The organism is Rhodococcus tibetensis (genome assembly GCF_024438035.1).
GTDB lineage: Bacteria > Actinomycetota > Actinomycetes > Mycobacteriales > Mycobacteriaceae > Rhodococcus_F > Rhodococcus_F tibetensis.
Genome location: NZ_JANFQF010000034.1, coordinates 17,431 through 38,666, shown reverse-complemented (window position 1 = coordinate 38,666; position 21,236 = coordinate 17,431). Strand labels below are relative to the sequence as shown.

Sequence of the window (21,236 nt, the reverse complement as noted above, 5' to 3'; positions counted from 1 at the left end):
GTCGGCAACAAGGAGGCGCGCACGGAGATCGCGGCGATCAAGGTGGCTGCGCCCAACATTGCGTTGAAGATCATCGATCGGGCGATTCAGGTGCACGGCGGCGCGGGTGTCACCGACGACTTCCCCCTCGCCATGGCCTGGGCGCACCTGCGCACGCTGCGCCTGGCGGACGGTCCCGACGAAGTCCACAAGCGCGCCATCGCGCGGCAGGAACTCCGGCAGTACCGCGACACCGCCGTCAGCGCCTCCACCAACGGACACAAGGTTGCGGTGAGCTGAACATGGCCGGACTCGACCTCAACGGACGCACCGCGATCGTCACCGGCGCCTCGCGGGGCATCGGTCTGGCCGTCGCCCAGGCCATCGCGGCCGCGGGCGGCAACGTGGTGCTCACCTCGCGGTCCCAGGAATCGGCCGACGCCGCCGCGGCCCAGGTCGGGGGCACCGCGATCGGAATCGCCGCCCACGCCGTCGACGAAGACGCCGCCCGGCGCTGCGTCGACGTCACCCTCGAACGCTTCGGCAGCCTGGACATCCTGGTCAACAACGCGGGAACCAACCCCGCGTTCGGGCCGATCATCGACCAGGACCACTCGCGATTCGCCAAGACCTTCGACGTGAACGTGTGGGCGCCGGTGCTGTGGACCGGGCTCGCCACCAAGGCGTGGATGGGCGAGCACGGCGGCGCCGTGGTCAACACCGCCTCCATCGGCGGCATGGCCTTCGAGGCGAACATCGGCCTGTACAACGCGTCCAAAGCCGCGCTGATTCACGTCACCAAGCAACTGGCACTGGAACTCTCACCGAAGGTGCGGGTCAACGCAGTCGCCCCGGGTGTGGTGCGGACCAAGCTGGCCGAGGCACTGTGGAAGGAACACGAGCAGGCCGTGTCGGCGTCCACGGCCCTGGGGCGGATCGGTGAACCCGAGGACATCGCGTCCGCGGTCGCGTTCCTCGTCTCCGATGCCGCGAGCTGGATTACCGGCGAAACCATGGTGATCGACGGCGGTCAACTGCTCGGCGACGCCCTCCCGTTCCGGCAGGGGGCCCAGCTCGGTGTCTAGCGTGGACGTCGTCGGCATCGACATCGAGGCCGTGAGCCGCTGGTTCGGCACGCTCGGCATCGACAGTGCCGGACCGCTGACCTTCGACCGGATCGGACTCGGCCAGTCGAACCTCACCTACCTCGTCCGGGACGAGGCGGGTGGCAGATGGGTGCTCCGGCGCCCACCTCTCGGACACCTGCTGGCGTCGGCCCACGACGTCGCCCGGGAGGCGCGGATCCTCTCCGCCCTCGAGGACACCGCGGTGCCCACCCCGCGGGTGTTCGGGCTCACCGACGACCCGGAGGTGACCGAGGTACCGCTGCTGCTGATGGAGTTCGTCGACGGACAGGTCGTCGATCGCATGTCGATCGCGGAGTCCCTGACGCCGGAACGTCGCCGGGCGATCGGTCTGTCGCTGCCGCGGACGTTGGCGAAGATCCACGCGGTGGACCTCGACCGGACCGGGTTGACCGACCTGGCCAGCCACAAGCCGTACGCGCAGCGTCAGCTCAAGCGGTGGTCGGGTCAGTGGGAGAAGTCGAAGACCCGCGAGCTGCCCGCCCTCGACGACCTGACACGGCGGCTCGCCGCTTCGGTACCGGAGCAGCGGGAACTGACACTGGTGCACGGCGACTTCCATCTGCGCAACGTCATCACGTCCCACCAGGCCGGGGAGGTGACCGCGGCCCTGGACTGGGAGTTGTGCACCCTCGGCGACCCGCTCGCCGACGTCGGCAGCCTGCTCGCGTACTGGCCGGAGCCGGGCGAGACCACCGGCGGCGACTTCCCCGCGTCCACCCTCGACGGTTTCCCGGACCGGGTGGAGATCGCCGGGGTGTACCTCGACGAGACCGGGCGCGACCCGGGGGCCCTGGCGTTCTGGCACGTCCTCGGCCTGTGGAAGGTCGCGGTCATCGCCGAGGGCGTCATGCGCCGCGCGCGGGACGAACCGCAGAACAAGGCGGCCGCGGGCACCCCGACCGTCGAGCGCATCGACGACCTCGTGGCCAAGGCGTGCGACATCGCCGCCCGGGCCGGAATCTGATCACACGACGATGGAGAACTTCATGAAGAGAACGGCAATCGTCACCGGCGCGGCACGGGGCATCGGTGCCGCGGTGGCGAAGAAACTGGCGAGCGACGGGTACGCGGTGGCCGTGCTCGACCTCGACGAGTCCGCCTGCGCGGCAACCGCCGACGCTATCGAGTCCACCGGAGGCCGGGCACTCGCCGTGGGCGCGAACGTCGCCGACGAGGCGTCGGTCGCCGCGGCAGTCGAGCGGGTGGCGACCGAACTCGGTGCCCCGACGATCTTGATCAACAACGCCGGGATCACCCGTGACAACCTGTTGTTCAAGATGACCGTCGACGACTGGGACGCGGTCATGAACGTGCACCTGCGCGGTGCGTTCCTGATGTCGCGGGCCGTGCAGCAGCACATGGTCGACGCCGGGTTCGGCCGCGTCGTGAACCTCTCGAGCACGTCCGCGCTCGGCAACCGCGGGCAGGTCAACTACTCCGCCGCCAAGGCAGGCATGCAGGGCTTCACCAAGACCCTCGCCATCGAACTGGGCAAGTTCGGGGTCACCGCCAACGCGATCGCGCCGGGCTTCATCGAGACCGAGATGACCGCCGCCACCGCCGAACGCATGGGCGTCGGATTCGAGGACTTCAAGAAGGCGGCGGCGTCGCAGATCCCGGTGAACCGCGTCGGACAGCCCGAGGACATCGCCAACACCGCGTCGTTCTTGGCGAGTGAGGGTGCCGGATTCGTGTCCGGACAAGTGATCTACGTGGCCGGCGGACCGAAGGACTGAGGAACATGACCACTGATGAACAGGCGATCGCACGCGACCTCAGTGGCCGCGTCGCGACTCTCGTCGATCAGAACGACCTGTCGGATCCGGCCGGGTTTCTCGGAGCCCGATTCGACGCCGGCCTCGCGTGGGTCCACTTCCCGCCGGGACGCGGCGGACTCGGTCTGCCGCAGAGCTTCCAGGCGCAGGTCGACGCCGAACTCGCGGCCGCCGGAGCGCCCGGTCCGGCGAAGGGCCGCAACGGGATCGGATTGGGTATGGCCGCGCCGACCATCGCCGCGTTCGGCACCGAGGAACAACAGCAGAAGTACCTTCGGCCGATCTTCACCAGCGAGCACATCTACTGCCAGTTGTTCAGCGAACCGGGTGCGGGCTCCGACCTGGCCGCGGTCGCGACGCGAGCCGTCCGTGAGGGTGACGGTTGGACGGTCAACGGGCAGAAGGTGTGGACGTCGGGGGCGCAGAACGCGCAGATGGCCATCCTCGTGGCCCGGACGGATCCGACGGTGTCCAAGCACGCCGGGCTCACCTACTTCCTGTGCGACATGAGCGATCCGGGTATCGACGTCCGGCCGTTGCGGCAGATCACCGGTGAGGCCGAGTTCAATGAAGTGTTCCTCACCGACGTCCACATTCCCGATACCGATCGGCTCGGCGACGAGGGGCAGGGCTGGCGGGTGGCCACCGCGACCCTCAACAACGAGCGCGTCGCGATCGGCGGTTCCGCGGCCGCCCGCGAGAGCGGCCTGATCGGACCGGTCGCACAGGCCTGGCGGGAGCAACCCGAACTCCGCGACCCGGCGATGCACGACGAACTGCTCCGGCTGTGGGTCGAAGCGGAGGTCGCCCGGCTGACCGGGGAACGCCTGCGGCAGCAACTCGAGGCCGGGCAACCCGGCCCGGAGGGATCCGGCCTGAAGCTGGCCTTCGCCCGGCTCGCGCAGACCATCTCGGGTTTCGACATCGAACTCCACGGCGAGGCCGGGCTGCGGTACGACGACTGGACCATGCGCCGCCCCGACAAGGTCGACTTCACCGGGCGTGAACCCGGCTACCGGTACCTGCGCGCGAAAGGCAACTCGATCGAGGGCGGCACGTCCGAGATCCTGCGCAACGTCATCGCAGAACGCGTCCTCGGCCTCCCGCCGGAGCACCGCGTCGACAAGGACATCGCCTGGAAGGACCTACCCCGATGAGCACCGCAGATCTGCTGTACTCCGACACGGAAGACGCCCTGCGCGACTCCGTCCGCCGCCTCCTCGCCGACCGCTGCCCACCGGAGCTGGTGGTCGGGGCGTACGACCGGGCACCCGCCGACTTCTCCGGAGTATGGAAATCCCTCGCCGTCGAACTCGGACTGGCCGGCCTGCTCGTTCCCGAGGACCTGGGCGGCGCCGGAGCGAGCGCACGTGAGGCCGCGGTGGTCATGGAGGAGATCGGACGTGCCGTCGCGCCCGTCCCATACCTTTCCAGCGCCGTGCTCGCGACGGTCGCGCTGCTGAAGGCGGGAGACACGCGAACGGTCGGCGCACTCGCCGACGGGACGACCACCGGTGCACTCACGGTCGGGCTCGCGACCGCACCGGGGCGGTTCACCCCGACCGTGCGCCGAGAGGGCGACGCCCTGACGGGCACCGTGACCAGCGTCGCGGGGGTCTCGGAGGCCGACATCCTGATCGTGCCCGCCCTGGGTCCGGGTGGACTCGAACTGCACACGGTGCCCGCCGGCACCGCCGGCGTCACGGTCACGCCCGTGCTCGCGCTCGACATGACCCGGCCACTGTCGGATGTCGCCTTCGACGGCGCCGCATCCACCCGCATCGACGACGGCAATGCCGCGGCGGCGGTCCGGGACGCCCTCGTCGTCGGCGCCGCACTGCTCGCCTCCGAGCAACTCGGGCTCGCGCAGTGGTGCTTCGAGACCACCCTGGCGTACGTCAAGGAACGAACCCAGTTCGGCCGCGCCGTCGGGTCGTTCCAGGCGATCAAGCACCGCCTCGCCGACCTGTGGCTCGAGGTCACCTCCGCGGCCGCCGCTGCCCGCTACGCCGCGGACACCGCCGCCCGGGGCGACGCGGACACCGAGGTCGCGGCCGCTGTCGCGCAGGCGTACTGCAGCGACGTCGCCGTCCACGCCGCCGAGGAATGCGTACAGCTGCACGGCGGCATCGGCATGACCTGGGAATACCCCGCGCACCTGTATCTGAAGAGGGCGAAGAGCGATCAGCTCGCGTTCGGCACCGCCTACCGTCAACGCGCGCATCTCGCCGAACTGATCGACCTGCCCGCGTAACCCGAGCTCCATCACCGACAGTCAGGAAACAATCCATGAAGGCATGGCGTGTCCACGAACTCGGCGAGCCGCGCACCGCGCTGCAACTCGAGGAGGTCCCGGACCCCACACCGGGCCCCGGCCAGGTGCTGGTGAAGGTTCTCGCCGCACCGGCGAACTTCCCCGACGTGCTGCTGTGCCGCGGCGAGTACCAGATCAAGCCGCCGCTGCCGTTCACACCCGGAGTCGAGCTGTGCGGCGAAGTGCTGGCGGTCGGCGAGGGCGTGACCCGCTTCGCCGTCGGCGACCGGGTGATCGGCAACCCCAACCTGCCCGGCGGCGGATTCGCCCAGCTGGCCGTGATGGACGAGGCCAACACGTTCGCCGCACCGTCCGCGCTCGACGATGCCGAGGCGTCGGCGTTGAGCATCGGCTACCAGACGAGCTGGTTCGCCCTCCACCGGCGCACCCAGCTGAAGCCGGGGGAGACGCTGCTCGTCCATGCCGCCGCGGGCGGAGTGGGCAGCGCCGCAGTGCAATTGGGCAAGGCCGCGGGAGCGAAGGTGATCGGCGTCGTCGGAGGCGCGGACAAGGTCGAGTACTGCCGCCGGCTGGGGGCGGATCTGGTGATCGACCGGCACACCGACGATTTCGTTCCGCTGGTCAAGGAATTCAGCGGCGGACGCGGCGCGGACGTCGTCTACGACCCGGTCGGCGGCGACGCCTACGCGAAGTCCACCAAGTGCATCGCGTTCGAAGGCCGAATCCTGATCATCGGCTTCGCCGGCGGCACCATCCCGACACCCGGCCTCAATCACGCCCTGATCAAGAACTACTCGATCATCGGGCTGCACTGGGGTCTGTACAAGCAGTACAACCAGCAGGCGATCGCCGACTGCCACGAGGAACTGACCCGTCTCGCCGACTCCGGTGCGATCATGCCGCTCATCAGCGAGCGGCTCTCGCTCGCGGACGTGGCCGACGGCATCGGCCGTCTCGGTGACGGCAGCACCGTCGGCCGCCTCGTCTTCCAACCCTGAAGGGAACGCACATGGACGTAGGTTCACTGTTCGACGTCGCGGGCAAGACCGTGGTGGTCACCGGAGGTTCGCGGGGTATCGGCCGGATGATCGCGCAGGGATTCGTCGAGGCCGGGGCGACCGTGATCATCTCCGCCCGCAAGGCCGAGGCATGCGAGAAGGCCGCGGCCGAACTGTCCGCCGCCGGGCCGGGGACGTGTTCCGCACACCCCGCCGACCTGTCCGCCGAGGAGGGGATCGAGGGACTTGTCGCGCGGGTCGCCGAGGTGTCGCCCCGACTGGACGTCCTGGTGAACAACGCCGGAGCGACGTGGGGTGCACCGGTCGACGAGTTCCCCGCCGCCGGATTCGACAAGATCTTCGACATCAACGTCAAGGGCGTGTTCATGCTCACCCAGGCGTTGCTGCCGAGTCTGCGGGCCGCGGCGACGGACGGCGATCCCGCCCGGGTGATCAACATCGGGTCGATCGAGGGACTCGTGGTGTCGGGTAGCGAGAACTTCTCGTACGGGGCGAGCAAGGCCGCGGTCCACATGCTCACCCGCAAGCTCGCAGCGACGCTGGCCGCCGAGCGGATCACCGTCAATGCCATTGCCCCCGGACCGTTTCCGAGCAAGATGATGGCGTTCGTCCTCGACGATCCGGATCGCAGGGAGGCCGTCGAGGGATCGGTCCCGCTCGGCCGGGTCGGCACACCGGAAGACGTCGCGGGCACCGCGATCTTCCTCTCCTCGCGCGCCGGGGCCTACCTCACCGGCACGGTAGTCCCCGTCGACGGCGGGATCTCGGGAACACGTTGAACAGCACGTCACACAGTCGGAACACGGAACGAGCGAGAGGCGGTACGGCGGCGATGAGCTGGTACGACGACAGGCCCTGGATGGAACGGTACGACGAGAACACGCGTTCGGTGGGGGAGATCCCCGCCCGGACAGCGCTCGACATGTTCTCGGCCGCGGTCGAATCCGCCCCGGACGGGCCGGCCATTCGGTACCTCGGAGGCACCCTCGACTACCGCGAGGTCGACGAACTCAGCGACGGTGTGGCCGCCTACCTGCTGGAGAATGGGTTCGGACGAGGTGACCGGCTCGCAATCTACCTGCAGAACATCCCGCAGTTCGTGCTCGCCTTGATCGGAACGTGGAAGGCAGGCGGTGTCGTCGTCCCCCTGAACCCGATGTACCGGGACGAGCTCGCGCACATCCTCACCGACGCGGGGGTCACCGCGATCGTGTGCAGTGAGAACGCGTGGGCAGACCGGGTGGGTGAACGCGCGTCCGCCGCGGGTGTGCGGATCGCGATGACCGCGAGCGAACTCGACATTCAGACGTCGGACGACCCACGGGTGTTCGGGGGCGTGACCCGGGTGCGCGCCGAGGGCGTGCCCGACCTGCTCGAGGTGGCCCGTGCGCGCGCGGGGGCCGACGTGCCGGATCCCGGTCTGGTCCCGGACGACATCGCGCTGGTGTCCTACACGTCCGGAACGAGTGGAGTCCCCAAGGGTGCGACCAACACCCACCGGAATCTCACCGTCAACAGTTCCATCCTGCGCCTGTACGAGAGCAAGCCCGCCGGTTCGCCGATCTTCGCGCTCGCACCGCTGTTCCACATCACGGGCATGGTGTGCCAGTTGCTCACTGCGATCGACCTGGCGTCCCCGCTGATCCTCGCATACCGGTTCGACGCAGGGGTCGTACTCGACGCCCTCGAGCGGGAGCAGCCGGTGTTCATGGTCGGCCCGTCCACCGCCTACATGGCGCTGATGGCCCACCCCGACTTCTCCGGTGAGCGCTTCGCCTCACTGGAGGCCGTGATGTCCGGTGGCGCCCCACTGCCGCCTGCCATCGTCGAACGGTTCCGGGAGCTGACCGGAAAGTACATCCGCAACGGCTACGGGCTCACCGAGACCAGCGCGCCGTGCGTCGTCGTCCCGCCGAACCTGGAGGCGCCGGTCGATCCGTCGTCGGGCACGCTGGCGATCGGCCTGCCCCTTCCCTCCGCCGTGATCCGGATCGTCGGGGAGGACGGGCAGGACCTCGACCCACTCGAGGTCGGGGAGATCGCCGTCGACGGGCCGATGGTCGTGCCCGCGTACTGGAACAATCCCGACGCCACGGCGCAATCGCTGCCCGGCGGCCGGCTGCTCACCGGCGACGTGGGATTCATGGACGCCCACGGCTGGGTGTACGTCGTCGACCGCAAGAAGGACATGATCAACGCGTCCGGGTTCAAGGTCTGGCCCCGCGAGGTCGAGGACGTCCTCTACCGGCATCCCGCGGTCCGGGAGGCCGCCGTCGTCGGGGAGCCGGACAGCTACCGCGGCGAGACCGTCGCCGCGTTCGTCAGCCTCCGCCCCGGGCAGACGGCCGAGACGGACGACCTCGTCCAGTTCTGCCGGGAGCGGCTGGCGAGCTACAAGGCCCCGAGGCGCGTCGAAATCGTCGACGAACTACCCAAGACAGCCAGCGGAAAGATCCTCCGACGCGAAATGCGCCGCAGCACCCCGGCCTGAACCCGCCGCCGTCCCGGACGAACGGGACGCTCGTTGCGTCAGATCGAACGAGCGTCCCGTTCGTCCGTGGTGCTCAGGCGAGGACTGGGTGCGGGTAGTCGGCCGCGCGGTCCTGGAACGACAGGATCTTGGGGTTCTGCACCACTCCGTCGCGGATTTCGATCGCCCGCCGAATCGTCTCGCTGCCGTCCCAGGCAACGGGACCGTCGAGGACGGTGCGCAGGTAGGGGAGAAGCGCCTCGCTGATCTCCCACGTCGCGGAGTTCCACAGGTGCGACGGACTGTGGTCTACACCGTAATAGCGGACATTCTCGCCGATCATGAACGTCGGGTCCGCGAACGAGGTGGGGCGCGCCCAACTGAAACCCATGCCCTCGTCGCAGGACACGTCGACGACGAGGCAGCCGGGGAGGAGGGTTTCGATGTCCTCGTCGACGAGGAAGGTCAGCGGCGCCTCGGTGTCCTGCAGGACACAGTTGACGATGATGTCGTGACGGGCCAGAAAGCCTGCGAGCGGCAGCCGGCCGTTGTCCGTCGTGACGTGGCTTCGCCGCGGGTCGGCGCCGTCGTGATCGAACTGGACGATCTCCGCCGAGTGGATGGGCGAGCTGACGGCGGTCACGCCGCGCTGCGTGACGACGTGGACGTCGTGGATTCCCAGAGCGTTCAGAGCGGTGACCGCCCCGCGGGCGGTGGCCCCGAAACCGAGCACGACCGCGCGGAGACGACGTCCGTAGTCCCCGGTCGCCCCGGCGATCGACAGGGCGTGCAGCACGGAGGAGTAGCCTGCGAGCTCGTTGTTCTTGTGGAAGACATGCAGCTGGAACGACCCCTCGGCACTCCAGTGATTCATGGCCTCGAAGGCGATGAGCGTCAGCTGACGATCGATGGCCACCTGGGTGAGTTCCGGGTCCTGCACACAATGCGGCCATCCCCATAAGATCTGGCCGTCACGCAGATTTTCGAGATCCTTCGTGAGGGGCTTCGGGAGCAGAACGACGTCGGATTGTGCGATCAACTCCTCACGCGTGCGCAGCCCGGCGACCGAGTGGGCAAGTTGCTCGTCGGAGACACCGAACGGCTCGCCGTAACCGTGCTCGAGGTGGATCCGGCTCCGCAGATCGGCGTCGATGCGGTCGAAGTGCAAAGGGTGGATCGGAAGTCGGCGTTCGTCGGTCTTGTTCGAGCGCGCGATCACGCCGAGGCTGAGCGGATGAGAATGGGGCTGGTGCACGGGGTGTCCCTCGGTTGACGCTGATGGGAGAAAGATGGCGGAAAGGTGAAACCGCGAAACCCACAGCGAATTTGCGAGGGAGCTCTGCGTTCGAATCGATGTGCGCGGCCTGGGCCGACGCTGCTGCAGCTCTCGAAGAAAGCCCGGGGAGATCACCCGGGGAGGACTGGTAGCACCAGGTAGAACATGTGCACCGCGGGATGCGGCGCAGTTTCTCGTGGTGCCCCCGGCAGGATTCGAACCTGCGACCTTTCGCTCCGGAGGCGAACGCTCTATCCCCTGAGCTACGGGGGCGCACCGGAAAACCGGTGTGCCGATTGGGCTGGCCAATCGTAGCGCATGGGTAGTGGGATCGACCAAATCGGTCCCCCTACTTCGTGGACTCACCCCGGTAGCGGCCCGGACACGCCTAGTGTCGGGAGGACGAGGACGCTCGCGAACTCCCGAGGAGGCGTCGAGAATGACCGATGGACGGCAGGTGGGGTCGCAGGACTCCGACGGGCAGTATTCCGATTCCGACCTCGAGCTGGACCTGCGGTGGTGGGCGGCGGCCAACTATCTGACAGTCGCGCAGATCTACCTGCAGGACAACACGCTTCTGCGTGAAACGCTTCGCCCAGAACACATCAAACCCCGGCTGCTCGGGCACTGGGGGACGAGTCCCGGTCTGTCGATGATCTACGCCCTGCTGAACCGTCTCATCCGCCGGAGCGACACCGACTGTCTCTACGTGACGGGTCCCGGGCACGGTGGTCCCGCGCTCGTCGCCGCCACATACCTGGAGGGGACGTACTCTGAGGTGTATCCGGGCGTGTCCCGCGATGCCGCGGGGATCCACCGGCTCTGCCGGCAGTTCTCGACGCCGGGTGGGATCCCGAGTCACGTCAGCGTGCAGACTCCGGGCAGCATCCACGAGGGCGGCGAGCTCGGGTACGCCCTCGCGCATGCCGCCGGGGCGGCGTTCGATCACCCGAATCTGTTGGTGGCGTGCGTGATCGGAGACGGCGAGGCCGAGACGGGACCACTGTCCGGTTCGTGGAAACTCCCCGCCTTCCTCAATCCGGAACGCGACGGAGCGGTGTTGCCGGTCCTGCACGTCAACGGAGCGAAGATCGCCGGGCCCACCGTCTACGGTCGCACCAGCGACGCGGACGTCGAGGCGTTCCTCGGCGGTCAGGGGTGGGCGCCCACCGTCGTCTCCGGCGACGACCCGCGGCAGGTCTTCCCGGCGCTGCACCGCGCCCTCACCGACGCACACACCTCGATCACCGACCTGCAGCGGGAGGCGCGGACCGGTCGGCGCAGCGCAGCCAAGTGGCCGGCGATCGTCTTGCGGACCCCGAAGGGCTGGACCGGTCCGCTCACCGTCGACGGCGTGCTCGTCGAGGGCACGCACCGGTCCCATCAGGTTCCGCTGTCGGGGGTGCGGACCAACGAGGCGCATCTGCGTCAGCTCGAGGAATGGATGCGGTCGTACGGCCCGGACGACCTGTTCGACTCGTCCGGCGCACTCGTTCCGGACCTCGAGCGGCTGGCGCCGCAGGGCGACAAGCGGATGGGTTCGTCGCCGTACGCGAACGGCGGCCGCCTGCGTGCGGATCTTCCCGTGCCGCCGCTGGAGAAGTATGCGCTCGCGATCGAGAAGCCCGGCACGACCCACCACGAGACCACCCGGGTGCTCGGGGAACTGCTCCGCGACCTGTACGACGCCACCACCACGCCCGACGGAGGTGGGTACTTCCGGCTGTTCTGTCCGGACGAAACGTCCAGCAACCGGTTGGGCGCAGTGTTCGAGGTGACCGACCGCTGCTGGCAGCTGCCGGTCACCGACTACGACGACGGACTGTCGGCCCGCGGCCGGGTGATGGAGGTGCTCAGCGAGCACCTCTGCGAGGGGTGGCTCGAGGGGTATCTGTTGTCGGGGCGGCACGGGCTGTTCGCCAGCTACGAGGCGTTCGCGATGGTGAGCGTGTCGATGCTCGTCCAGCACACGAAGTGGTTGCAGCATGCGGTGGATCTGCCGTGGCGGGCACCGGTGGCGTCGCTGAACGTCCTGCTGACCAGCACGTGCTGGCGCAACGACCACAACGGGTTCAGTCATCAGGGGCCGGGCATGATCGACGCCGTCATCCCGCTCGCGCCGGACGTCGTCCGGATCTGGCTGCCACCGGACTCGAACACCCTGCTGTCCATCTCCGACCACTGCCTCCGCAGCACCGATCACGTCAATCTCATCGTCGTCGACAAGCAGCCGCACCTGCAGTACCTGACGCTCGCGGAGGCGCATGCGCACTGCGCGGCCGGGGCGTCGGTGTGGGGGTGGGCGGGGACGGAAGTCGCGGCGGGCGCCGACCCGGACGTCGTGCTCGCGGCCGCCGGGGACGTCCCCACCCAGGAGATCCTCGCCGCGGTGCAGTTACTGCGCGAGCACACGCCGGAACTGGTCACCCGGGTGGTCAACGTGGTCGACCTGATGGGGTTGCTCACACCCACCGAACACCCGCACGGATTCGACGCACGCATGTTCCTCGACCTGTTCACCGCGGACACGGACGTGGTGTTCGCGTTCCACGGGTACTCGCGCGCCGTCCACGAGCTGATCCACGGGCGTCCCGCCCCGGATCGGTTTCACGTTCGCGGCTTCAGCGAACAGGGCACCACGACCACACCGTTCGACATGGTCGTGCTCAACCGGATGAGCCGCTATCACCTGGTCCTCGAGGCGCTGCGGCGCACGCGGAGGGAGCCGCCCGGTGCCGGCGTACTGGCTGACTTCTGCCTCCGGCAACTCGAACGGCACGGCGAATACGTCGTCGCGCACCTCGAGGACATGCCCGAGGTGCGCGACTGGACGTGGTCGTGAAGCCGGAGATCAGTTCATCGGGAGGGGAGCGGCGCCCTTCGCGGTGAGCATGTTCGTCATCACCGTCGACTCGCTCTGCTGCGTGTCCACCATCGTCTGCGCGAGAGAGCGCACCGCGTCCTCCGACGCGTGCTGGGCCGCGTACTCCATCATCGGGAGCCCGCCCTCGTGGTGACGCAACATCAGCTGCAGGTACAGGACGTCGACGGCCGGACCGGTGGCCTGACGCAGCGCGGCCATGTCCTCCGAGGACGCCATGCCCGGCATCTTCGACATCGAACCCATGTGCCCGCTGTCGGCGGCCCCGTGGTCGTGACCGTCGGAGTGCTCGGATTCCATCCAGCCCATGTAACCGCCGGAGGGCAGCGCCGGCTGATCCCACATCGCGAGCCAGCCTTGCATCTGCCCGAGCTGATTCTGCTGCGTGGTGAGGATGTCGTACGCGAGGCCGCGCACCGCCGGGTCGGTGGCGCCCGCCAGCGCGATCGCCGACATCTCCACCGCCTGGCTGTGGTGCACGCTCATGTCCTGCGCGAATCCGACATCGACGGAACCGGCCTCGGGGACCGGGGTGCCGGTGTCCGCGAGCGGAAGCCGGGCGAGGAACCCGAGCGCGAATCCGAGGGCGATGGCGCCGATCAACCCGATGACCAGGAGCGCTGTGCGCTGACTGGGCCGGGACGGGGCCAGAGCGGCTGCGGGTCCGGCCGAATTAGCCATTGCCGCCCTCGGCCGGCGCCTGCTGCAGATCGGACGGCAACTGCAGGTCGCTAGGGAGCTGCATGCCGCTGGGCAGCTGCGCTCCCGCACCACCGGATTCCGACTGGTCCGGGGCGATGCCGCCGCCGTCCATCGGGACCGCGTCCGCGCCGGGTGTGCTCGGGTCGAACGGCGGCGGGTTGTCCGGGTCGAAACCGGAGCCCGGGATGGACGAGCAGCTCGCGCCGACCTCCGGGTAGGTGTTCTTGTTGATCCGCAGCGCGGTGATGAACTGGTCGATGCGCTCGTCGTCGACGCTGTCCAGCTTCAGCTGGTGGCCCCATGACTGCAGCGAGACCGGGCTGTCGAGACCCGGGTACGGCGACAGCAGCGTGTACGTCTCGCCGTCCACCTTGTCCTTCAGCGTCGCGACCTGGTGGGCGGACAGCTCGTCCGGGTTGTAGGCGATCCACACGGCGCCGTGCTCGAGCGAGTGCACGGCGTTCTCGGTGCGGATCGCGTTCGGGTAGACCGTGCCGGTGCACGTCGCCCAGATGGCGTCGTGGGGGCCGCCGAACGGGGGCGACTGGTCGTACGCGACGCGCTGCGTCGGCTGGATGTGGATGCCGGCCGGGTAGTCGACCTTGACGACGCCGTCGATGTTGACCGACGGGTCGGGATTCTCGGCGCTCGGCGCGTACTTCGCGGCTTCTTCCTTGGCCTGGTACTTGGGGACCAGGTTGATCGCGAGGACCGCCACGAGTGCGAGAACGGCAGCGCCGGCGCCGATCGTCAGCCAGGGGATGTTCCGCGGAGCGGACGCGCCACCCTTGACTTTCGCGCCGCCGCTCTTCTTCTTGGCGGCCTTGATGGCCTTCGCCGACTTCGCGCCCGAGTTCTTATCGGGACCGCGACTTTCCGAACCGCTTGGCATCGATTGTGATCTTTCGGTGTGTGGGTTACGGGCGCTCGACCCCCGGTAACCGGAAGCTGAGGGCCGGGACTCAGGGCGACACCACTGTACTTTCCCACCCTGAGCGCAACCTGGGAGAGTGGCCGCTGCCACGCTCGCCGGCGGTCGCCGGGCCCGCGGCGGGACTCGCGGCAAGGCGGGTCACCGCCCGGGACACGTTGGCCATAGGATAGATACCTGTGACTCCAGCTGACCTTGCCGAACTGCTCCGCGGAACCGCCGCGAAAGTGCTCGACGAACGCGGACTCGACGTGTCCGTGCTTCCCGAAACTCTCACGGTCGAGCGTCCGCGCAATCCCGAGCACGGCGATTACGCCACCAACGTCGCAATGCAGGTGGCCAAGAAGGTCGGTACCAACCCGCGTGAGCTGGCCGGCTGGCTCGCCGAGGCGCTGACCGCCGCCGAGGGCATCGACAGCGCCGACATCGCGGGCCCGGGCTTCCTCAACATCCGTCTGGCCGCCGACGCGCAGGGCGCGATCGTCGCGAAGATCCTCGACGAGGGTGCCGCCTTCGGGTCCGGCCACACGCTCGACGGCAAGAAGATCAACCTCGAGTTCGTCTCCGCCAACCCCACCGGGCCCATCCACCTCGGTGGAACGCGCTGGGCGGCGGTGGGCGACGCGCTGGGCCGGATCCTGTCCACCCAGGGCGCGGCGGTCACCCGCGAGTACTACTTCAACGACCACGGCGCCCAGATCGACCGGTTCTCCCGCTCGCTGATCGCGGCCGCCAAGGGTGAACCCGCCCCCGAGGACGGATACGCGGGCGCGTACATCGCCGACATCGCCGCCCAGGTGCAGTCCCAGCGCCCCGACGTGCTGGAACTGCCCGCGGGCGAGCAGCAGGAAGTGTTCCGCGCCATCGGCGTCGACCTGATGTTCGCCCACATCAAGCGCACCCTGCACGAGTTCGGCGTCGACTTCGACGTCTACTTCCACGAGAACTCGCTGTTCGAGTCCGGTGCGGTGGAAAAGGCCGTCGGGACGCTCAAGGACTCCGGCAACCTCTTCCAGGAGGACGGCGCCTGGTGGCTCAAGAGCACCGACTTCGGCGACGACAAGGACCGTGTCGTCATCAAGAGCGACGGCAACGCGGCGTACATCGCCGGTGACATCGCCTACTTCCAGGACAAGCGTTCCCGCGGCTTCGACCTGTGCATCTACATGCTCGGTGCCGACCACCACGGGTACATCGGCCGGCTCAAGGCTGCGGCGGCCGCGTTCGGCGACGACCCGGACACCGTCGAGGTACTGATCGGGCAGATGGTGAATCTGGTTCGCGACGGTGTCGCCGTGAAGATGAGTAAGCGAGCCGGGACGGTCATCACCCTCGACGACCTGGTCGAGGCCATCGGTGTCGACGCCGCCCGGTACGCGTTGATCCGCTCGTCGGTGGACTCGAGCATCGACATCGACCTCGAACTGTGGACCAGCACCGGCAACGAGAATCCTGTCTACTACGTGCAGTACGCGCACGCCAGGTTGTCGGCCATCGCACGCAACGCCGCCGAGCTGGGAATCACCGTGGCTGATCCGGACTTCGCGCTCTTGGCCTCCGAGCAGGAAGGCGATCTCATCCGCACCCTCGGCGAGTACCCGCGCGTCGTCACCAGTGCTGCGAATCTTCGTGAGCCGCACCGCATTGCGCGGTATCTCGAGGAGCTGGCCGGTGCCTACCACCGGTTCTACGGCGCGTGTCGGGTGCTGCCTCAGGGTGACGAGGAGGTCGGGCCCCTGCATGTTTCGCGGCTCGCTCTGTGTGACGCCTCGCGTCGGGTATTGGCAAACGGTCTCGCGCTTCTCGGCGTCAGCGCCCCGGAGCAGATGTGAACGCGCATCCCGCCGGACCCAAACACGCCGAACAGCTACACGCGCCGGGCCTACCCGATCGTCCCGCCGACGCAACGGCATTCGCGGCACTCTCTCCTGCGGTGTGGCCCCGGAACGCGGAACGCGGTCCGGACGGAGTCGTCCGCCTCGCCGGGATTGCGGTCACGGAACTTGCCGAAAAGTACGGGACGCCACTGTTCGTCGTCGACGAGGACGATTTCCGGTCCCGGTGCCGCGACATGGCACGTGCATTCGGGCCCGCGGCCAAGGTGCACTACGCGTCCAAGGCGTTTCTCTGCGGGGAGGTCGCCCGTTGGGTGGCAGACGAGGGTTTGTCTCTGGACGTCGCCTCGGGCGGTGAATTGGCGATCGCGTTGCATGCGGGCTTTCCCGCGGAGCGAATTGCCATGCACGGCAACAACAAATCGGTCGCCGAACTTCAGTCGGCGGTAAAGGCCGGTGTGGGTCACATCGTCCTGGATTCGTCCATGGAGGTCGACCGCCTCGACGTAGTCGCCGCCGAAGCCGGTGTCGTCCAGGATGTTCTCATTCGTGTGACGGTGGGCGTGGAAGCGCACACACACGAGTTCATCTCGACCGCCCACGAGGACCAGAAGTTCGGCTTTTCACTCGCAGGCGGCAAGGCGATCGACGCGGTCCGGCGAGTGTTCGCCGCGGACAATCTGCGCCTCGTCGGCCTGCACAGCCATATCGGTTCCCAGATCTTCGATGTAGACGGATTCGAGGTGGCTGCACACCGGGTGATCGGTCTGCTCCGCGACGTCGTCGCCGAGTTCGGCGTAGACAAGACCGCCCAGATTTCGATCATCGACCTCGGTGGCGGCATGGGCATCTCGTACGTGCCGAGCGACGACCCTCCGCCCGTCGACGAGCTCGCGGCCAAACTCGGCGACATCGTGCGTAATGAGTCCGCTCTCGCCGGCCTGCCCGAGCCGACCCTTGCCGTCGAGCCGGGACGTGCGATCGCCGGGCCGGGAACGGTTACGCTCTACGAGGTCGGCACCATCAAGGACGTCACCGTCGGCAGTGCGCTCACTCGCCGCTACGTCAGCGTCGACGGCGGAATGAGCGACAACATCCGCACAGCGCTGTACCAAGCGGAATACGAAGCCAAGCTGGTCTCCCGAGTCAGCGAAGCCGAGCCGGTGGTGTCGCGAGTCGTGGGTAAACACTGCGAATCCGGTGATGTCGTCATCCGTGACACCTGGATGCCCGACGACATCGATGCCGGCGATTTGCTTGCCGTCGCTGCCACCGGTGCATACTGCTACTCGATGTCGAGTAGGTACAACCTACTCACCCGTCCTGCCGTGGTGGCGGTGCGCGACGGACAGTCGCGCGTGATCCTCCGGAGGGAAACCGTGGAAGACCTGCTCAGCTTGGAGGTACAAGAGTGACGAGCGAATCGGCGCATCGCGCTATCGGTGTGGCCGTCCTCGGCCTCGGCAATGTCGGGAGCGAGGTGGTTCGCATCCTGCAGGAGCACAGCGAAGACCTCGAGGCCCGTGTCGGTGCTCCCCTGGAGTTGCGGGGAGTGGCGGTTCGCCGCCCAGGCAAGGACCGAGGCGTTCCGGAGGAGTTGCAGACCACGGACGCGGAATCGCTCGTTGCGCGCGACGACGTCGACATCGTCGTCGAGGTGATCGGCGGCATGGACCTTCCGCGGAAGCTGATCCTGTCGGCACTGAACTCCGGCAAGTCCGTCGTCACCGCCAACAAGGCCCTGCTCGCCGAGCACACCGGTGAGCTCGCCGAGGCGGCGGAGCTGCACCGCGTCGACCTGTACTTCGAGGCGGCCGTGGCCGGTGCGATCCCCGTGATCCGCCCGCTCACCCAGTCGCTCGCCGGTGACCGGGTGAACAAGGTTGCCGGAATCGTGAACGGCACCACCAACTTCATTCTGTCGGCAATGGACGAAACCGGGGCCGACTACGCGGAAACACTTGCGGAGGCGGGAAGACTCGGCTACGCCGAAGCCGATCCGACCGCCGACGTGGAGGGTTACGACGCGGCGGCGAAGGCCGCTATCCTCGCGTCCATCGCCTTCCACACCCGAGTCACCGCTGGGGATGTGTACCGCGAGGGAATCTCGAACATCACCGCCGCCGACCTGACGTCGGCGAGGGCGCTCGACTGCACCATCAAGCTCCTCTCCATTTGCGAGCGCATTCCCACGCCCGACGGCAAGGAGCGCATCTCCGCACGGGTCTACCCGGCGCTGGTGCCGCTGAACCACCCACTCGCCTCGGTCAACGGAGCGTTCAACGCCGTGGTCGTGGAGGGTGAGAACGCCGGGAGGTTGATGTTCTACGGTCAGGGCGCAGGCGGTGCCCCCACCGCGTCGGCAGTGATGGGTGATCTGGTGATGGCCGCCCGCAACAAGGTGAACGGTGGCCGCGGTCCCCGCGAGTCCAAGTACGCCAAGCTCAAGATCGCGCCCATCGGCGACATCCCGACGCGCTACTACGTCAACATGCAGGTGACGGACAAAGCCGGTGTGTTGTCGGCCGTTGCTGCCGAGTTCGCGGACCACGGCGTGAGCATTTCGACGGTGCGGCAAGAGGGCGCGGGCGACGGCGCCCGACTGGTGGTCGTCACCCATGTCGCGACCGACTCGGCGCTGTCGGAAACCGTTGAGGCACTGAGTAAACTCGAATTCGTCACCGCTGTGACCAGCGTGCTGCGACTGGAAGGCACCGAACAATGACCGGCACCCGCAACCCCGTGCACACTCCGTGGCCGGGGCTGATCGAGGCCTACCGTGACCGCCTCGCCATCGGACCGAACTGGAAGACGGTCACTCTCCGCGAGGGCGGCACCCCGCTGCTTCCCGCCGGGCATCTGTCGGAGATCACGGGCTGCGACGTCTACCTCAAGGTAGAGGGCCTCAACCCCACCGGCTCCTTCAAGGACCGCGGGATGACGATGGCCGTCACCGACGCTCTGGCGCGCGGTCAGCAGGCGGTGCTGTGCGCGTCTACCGGTAACACGTCCGCATCGGCGGCCGCCTACGCCGCCAAGGCGAAGATGAGCTGTGCGGTGCTGGTGCCGCAGGGCAAGATCGCCATGGGCAAGCTGGCGCAAGCCGTCATGCACGGCGCCCGGATCATCCAGGTCGAGGGCAACTTCGACGACTGCCTCGAGCTGGCGCGCAAGACCACCGCGGAGTTCCCGACCATCGGACTCGTCAACTCGGTGAATCCGGTGCGAATCGAAGGCCAGAAGACCGCGGCCTTCGAGATCTGCGATGCGCTCGGCAAGGCTCCGGACGTCCATGCCCTTCCCGTCGGCAACGCCGGCAACATCACCGCCTACTGGCGCGGCTACTCCGAGTACTACGCCGACGGGCTCACCAGCGTGAAGCCGCGCATGCTCGGCGTGCAGGCGGCGGGCGCCGCCCCGCTGGTCCACGGTGCACCCGTCAAGGACCCGGAGACCATCGCAACGGCCATCCGTATCGGTTCGCCCGCGTCCTGGAACGGTGCGGTCGCCGCGAAGGAGGAGTCGCACGGGGCGTTCCGCGCCGCGACAGACGAGGAGATCCTCGAGGCTTACCGGCTGATCGCCTCCACCGAGGGCGTTTTCGTCGAGCCCGCGTCGGCGGCGAGTGTCGCAGGTCTGCTTGCTGCCCGGAAGGAAGGCTGGCTCGACTCCGGACTCACCGTGGTGTGCACGGTCACCGGAAACGGCTTGAAAGACCCGGACACCGCACTCGCAGGTATGCCTGTCGTGCAACCCATTCCAGTCGATCCTGTCGCTGTCGCGTCGGCCCTCGAGCTGGCGTAGTGGTGGCGCCCACGCCCATCACGCCGCAGGATCAGACCGCCGACATGACACAGACCCTGCCCACCGGGCTCACCGTGACATCCCGTGTGCCGGCGTCGAGTGCCAATCTCGGACCCGGGTTCGACACCCTCGGCATCGCGCTCGGGCTCTACGACGAGATCACGGTCACCACCACACGTTCCGGTTTGAAGATCCGCGTCGAAGGGGAGGGGGCCGAGGACGTGCCCTGGGGGCCGTCCCACCTTGTGGTGCGCGCGATCGAACGTGGCCTGGAGTCGGCCGGCGTGTGGGCGGAGGGCCTCGACGTCGTGTGCCGCAATGCAATCCCGCATTCGCGGGGGCTGGGGTCGTCCGCCTCTGCTGTGGTCGGCGGGTTGGCCGCGGCCAACGGTCTCGCGACGAAGCTCGATCCCGAACTCGGCCTGTCGCTCGACCAACTCGTCCAGTTGTCGTCGGAGTTCGAAGGCCACCCCGACAATGCTGCAGCGAGTGTGCTGGGTGGCGCTGTCGTGTCGTGGAGTTGTGAAGACCAGGAGTCCGCGGGCGCCTCCACATCGGGGAACCGCTATTTCGCGGTCCCTCTGAAGGTGCATCCAGCCATCCGGGTGATCGCCCTGGTCCCGGGGGAGCGTTCGTCGACCGCCCACACCCGAGGTTTGCTGCCCGAGCTCGTGCCGCACCGTGATGCCGCATTCAACGTCAGTCGCGGCGCGCTTGCTGTGGTGGCCCTCACGGAGCGGCCGGACCTCCTGCTGCCGGCGACCGAGGATCGGCTCCATCAAATCCAGCGGGCTCCCGCGCTCCCGCTCACCACCCGGTGGATCACCTTGTTGCGGAAAGCCGGCATCGCCGCGGCGGTGTCCGGGGCAGGACCGACAGTTCTCGCGTTGAGCACCGAGCCGCTACCGGAAGATCTCCGTGCACGCGCGGAGACAGAGGGACTGCAGGTCCTCGATCTCGACGTGGCCGACGGCGTCCGGATCAGCTGACACGCCGGAAACGGGTCTTCTTGCCCCTACGGTCGTTCACAGCTATCCTGGGCAATGTCCGTACATCGTGCGCATCAGACGCCGGTGCTTCACCAGGTCGATTACTCCCGGTCAATCGGGTTTGACGGCTCCTGGCACGATCCTCCGCACTT

General features: G+C 68.1%; 18 protein-coding genes and 1 tRNA gene. 15 read left to right on the top strand and 4 right to left on the bottom strand.

Annotation, left to right across the window (positions count from 1 at the left end):
- The 9 genes from NOF53_RS26410 to NOF53_RS26370 form a co-directional block, all read left to right on the top strand.
- Window positions 1–279: acyl-CoA dehydrogenase family protein (locus NOF53_RS26410; protein ID WP_255974473.1), on the top strand; the 279-nt coding region annotated here is incomplete at its 5' end.
- A 2-nt stretch (window positions 280–281) separates the two neighbouring features.
- Window positions 282–1,064: an SDR family oxidoreductase gene (locus NOF53_RS26405; RefSeq protein ID WP_255974471.1), complete on the top strand. Its 783-nt coding sequence runs from the start codon at window positions 282–284 to the stop codon at window positions 1,062–1,064.
- On the top strand, window positions 1,057–2,091 hold the full coding sequence (locus NOF53_RS26400; protein WP_255974469.1) for a phosphotransferase family protein: 1,035 nt from the start codon (window positions 1,057–1,059) through the stop codon (window positions 2,089–2,091). The genes NOF53_RS26405 and NOF53_RS26400 overlap by 8 nt, the downstream gene beginning before the upstream one ends.
- A gap of 10 nt (window positions 2,092–2,101) precedes the next feature.
- Window positions 2,102–2,863, top strand: a complete 762-nt coding sequence (fabG, locus tag NOF53_RS26395; RefSeq protein ID WP_255974466.1) for a 3-oxoacyl-ACP reductase FabG — start codon at window positions 2,102–2,104, stop codon at window positions 2,861–2,863.
- Window positions 2,864–2,868: 5 nt separating this feature from the next.
- Window positions 2,869–4,059: an acyl-CoA dehydrogenase family protein gene (locus tag NOF53_RS26390; RefSeq protein WP_255974464.1), complete on the top strand. Its 1,191-nt coding sequence runs from the start codon at window positions 2,869–2,871 to the stop codon at window positions 4,057–4,059.
- On the top strand, window positions 4,056–5,156 hold the full coding sequence (locus NOF53_RS26385) for an acyl-CoA dehydrogenase family protein (protein WP_255974461.1): 1,101 nt from the start codon (window positions 4,056–4,058) through the stop codon (window positions 5,154–5,156). Before NOF53_RS26390 ends, NOF53_RS26385 begins: the two co-directional genes overlap by 4 nt.
- A gap of 35 nt (window positions 5,157–5,191) precedes the next feature.
- Window positions 5,192–6,175 carry an NADPH:quinone oxidoreductase family protein gene (locus NOF53_RS26380; RefSeq protein WP_255974459.1) on the top strand — a complete coding sequence of 328 codons (984 nt, stop codon included), beginning with the start codon at window positions 5,192–5,194 and terminating at the stop codon, window positions 6,173–6,175.
- 11 nt (window positions 6,176–6,186) lie between these two features.
- Window positions 6,187–6,975 (top strand): RhlG family 3-oxoacyl-ACP reductase, encoded by a 789-nt coding sequence (locus tag NOF53_RS26375; protein WP_255974457.1) that lies wholly within the window; start codon window positions 6,187–6,189, stop codon window positions 6,973–6,975.
- Window positions 6,976–7,028: 53 nt separating this feature from the next.
- Entirely contained in the window at window positions 7,029–8,687 is a 1,659-nt protein-coding gene (locus NOF53_RS26370) for an AMP-binding protein (RefSeq protein WP_255974455.1), read from the top strand.
- A gap of 73 nt (window positions 8,688–8,760) precedes the next feature.
- On the opposite strand, the gene NOF53_RS26365 is transcribed toward NOF53_RS26370, so the two are convergent.
- Window positions 8,761–9,921: a N(5)-(carboxyethyl)ornithine synthase gene (locus tag NOF53_RS26365; RefSeq protein ID WP_255974453.1), complete on the bottom strand. Its 1,161-nt coding sequence runs from the start codon at window positions 9,919–9,921 to the stop codon at window positions 8,761–8,763.
- A 218-nt stretch (window positions 9,922–10,139) separates the two neighbouring features.
- Window positions 10,140–10,215: transfer RNA gene (locus tag NOF53_RS26360), tRNA-Arg, on the bottom strand.
- Window positions 10,216–10,381: 166 nt separating this feature from the next.
- Here NOF53_RS26360 and NOF53_RS26355 point away from each other — a divergent pair.
- A complete protein-coding gene (locus tag NOF53_RS26355; protein WP_255974450.1) occupies window positions 10,382–12,784 on the top strand; it encodes a phosphoketolase family protein in 2,403 nt (800 codons plus the stop codon).
- 9 nt (window positions 12,785–12,793) lie between these two features.
- Here NOF53_RS26355 and NOF53_RS26350 read toward each other — a convergent pair whose 3' ends face one another.
- Together NOF53_RS26350 and NOF53_RS26345 are read right to left on the bottom strand one after the other, a co-directional pair.
- The gene (locus tag NOF53_RS26350; RefSeq protein WP_255974448.1) at window positions 12,794–13,504 is read right to left on the bottom strand and encodes a DUF305 domain-containing protein; all 711 of its coding nucleotides are present in this window, start codon (window positions 13,502–13,504) and stop codon (window positions 12,794–12,796) included.
- A complete protein-coding gene (locus NOF53_RS26345) occupies window positions 13,497–14,417 on the bottom strand; it encodes a thioredoxin-like domain-containing protein (RefSeq protein WP_255974446.1) in 921 nt (306 codons plus the stop codon). The genes NOF53_RS26350 and NOF53_RS26345 overlap by 8 nt, the downstream gene beginning before the upstream one ends.
- 218 nt (window positions 14,418–14,635) lie before the next feature.
- Between NOF53_RS26345 and argS the strand changes: the two genes are divergently transcribed.
- From argS to thrB, 5 genes are read left to right on the top strand one after another with little or no spacing between them, the layout of a single operon-like run.
- The gene (argS, locus tag NOF53_RS26340; RefSeq protein ID WP_255974444.1) at window positions 14,636–16,288 is read left to right on the top strand and encodes an arginine--tRNA ligase; all 1,653 of its coding nucleotides are present in this window, start codon (window positions 14,636–14,638) and stop codon (window positions 16,286–16,288) included.
- Entirely contained in the window at window positions 16,285–17,706 is a 1,422-nt protein-coding gene (lysA, locus tag NOF53_RS26335) for a diaminopimelate decarboxylase (protein ID WP_255974442.1), read from the top strand. The genes argS and lysA overlap by 4 nt, the downstream gene beginning before the upstream one ends.
- Complete coding sequence (locus NOF53_RS26330) at window positions 17,703–19,016, top strand: homoserine dehydrogenase (RefSeq protein WP_255974440.1); 1,314 nt, start codon at window positions 17,703–17,705, stop codon at window positions 19,014–19,016. Before lysA ends, NOF53_RS26330 begins: the two co-directional genes overlap by 4 nt.
- Window positions 19,013–20,095 carry a threonine synthase gene (gene thrC / locus NOF53_RS26325; RefSeq protein WP_109328683.1) on the top strand — a complete coding sequence of 361 codons (1,083 nt, stop codon included), beginning with the start codon at window positions 19,013–19,015 and terminating at the stop codon, window positions 20,093–20,095. Before NOF53_RS26330 ends, thrC begins: the two co-directional genes overlap by 4 nt.
- Before the next feature lie 44 nt (window positions 20,096–20,139).
- Window positions 20,140–21,084 carry a homoserine kinase gene (thrB, locus tag NOF53_RS26320; protein ID WP_255974437.1) on the top strand — a complete coding sequence of 315 codons (945 nt, stop codon included), beginning with the start codon at window positions 20,140–20,142 and terminating at the stop codon, window positions 21,082–21,084.
- The last annotated feature ends 152 nt before the right edge of the window (window positions 21,085–21,236 follow it).

What these genes read in the sequence shown, in the direction of transcription:
- thrB (WP_255974437.1), top strand. Translation starts at nt 20,140, where the DNA reads ATGACACAGACCCTGCCCACCGGGCTCACCGTGACATCCCGTGTGCCG.
- NOF53_RS26390 (WP_255974464.1), top strand. Translation starts at nt 2,869, where the DNA reads ATGACCACTGATGAACAGGCGATCGCACGCGACCTCAGTGGCCGCGTC.
- NOF53_RS26345 (WP_255974446.1), bottom strand. Translation starts at nt 14,417, where the DNA reads ATGCCAAGCGGTTCGGAAAGTCGCGGTCCCGATAAGAACTCGGGCGCG.
- NOF53_RS26380 (WP_255974459.1), top strand. Translation starts at nt 5,192, where the DNA reads ATGAAGGCATGGCGTGTCCACGAACTCGGCGAGCCGCGCACCGCGCTG.
- NOF53_RS26405 (WP_255974471.1), top strand. Translation starts at nt 282, where the DNA reads ATGGCCGGACTCGACCTCAACGGACGCACCGCGATCGTCACCGGCGCC.
- NOF53_RS26385 (WP_255974461.1), top strand. Translation starts at nt 4,056, where the DNA reads ATGAGCACCGCAGATCTGCTGTACTCCGACACGGAAGACGCCCTGCGC.
- NOF53_RS26355 (WP_255974450.1), top strand. Translation starts at nt 10,382, where the DNA reads ATGACCGATGGACGGCAGGTGGGGTCGCAGGACTCCGACGGGCAGTAT.
- NOF53_RS26350 (WP_255974448.1), bottom strand. Translation starts at nt 13,504, where the DNA reads ATGGCTAATTCGGCCGGACCCGCAGCCGCTCTGGCCCCGTCCCGGCCC.
- fabG (WP_255974466.1), top strand. Translation starts at nt 2,102, where the DNA reads ATGGAGAACTTCATGAAGAGAACGGCAATCGTCACCGGCGCGGCACGG.
- thrC (WP_109328683.1), top strand. Translation starts at nt 19,013, where the DNA reads ATGACCGGCACCCGCAACCCCGTGCACACTCCGTGGCCGGGGCTGATC.
- NOF53_RS26375 (WP_255974457.1), top strand. Translation starts at nt 6,187, where the DNA reads ATGGACGTAGGTTCACTGTTCGACGTCGCGGGCAAGACCGTGGTGGTC.
- NOF53_RS26370 (WP_255974455.1), top strand. Translation starts at nt 7,029, where the DNA reads ATGAGCTGGTACGACGACAGGCCCTGGATGGAACGGTACGACGAGAAC.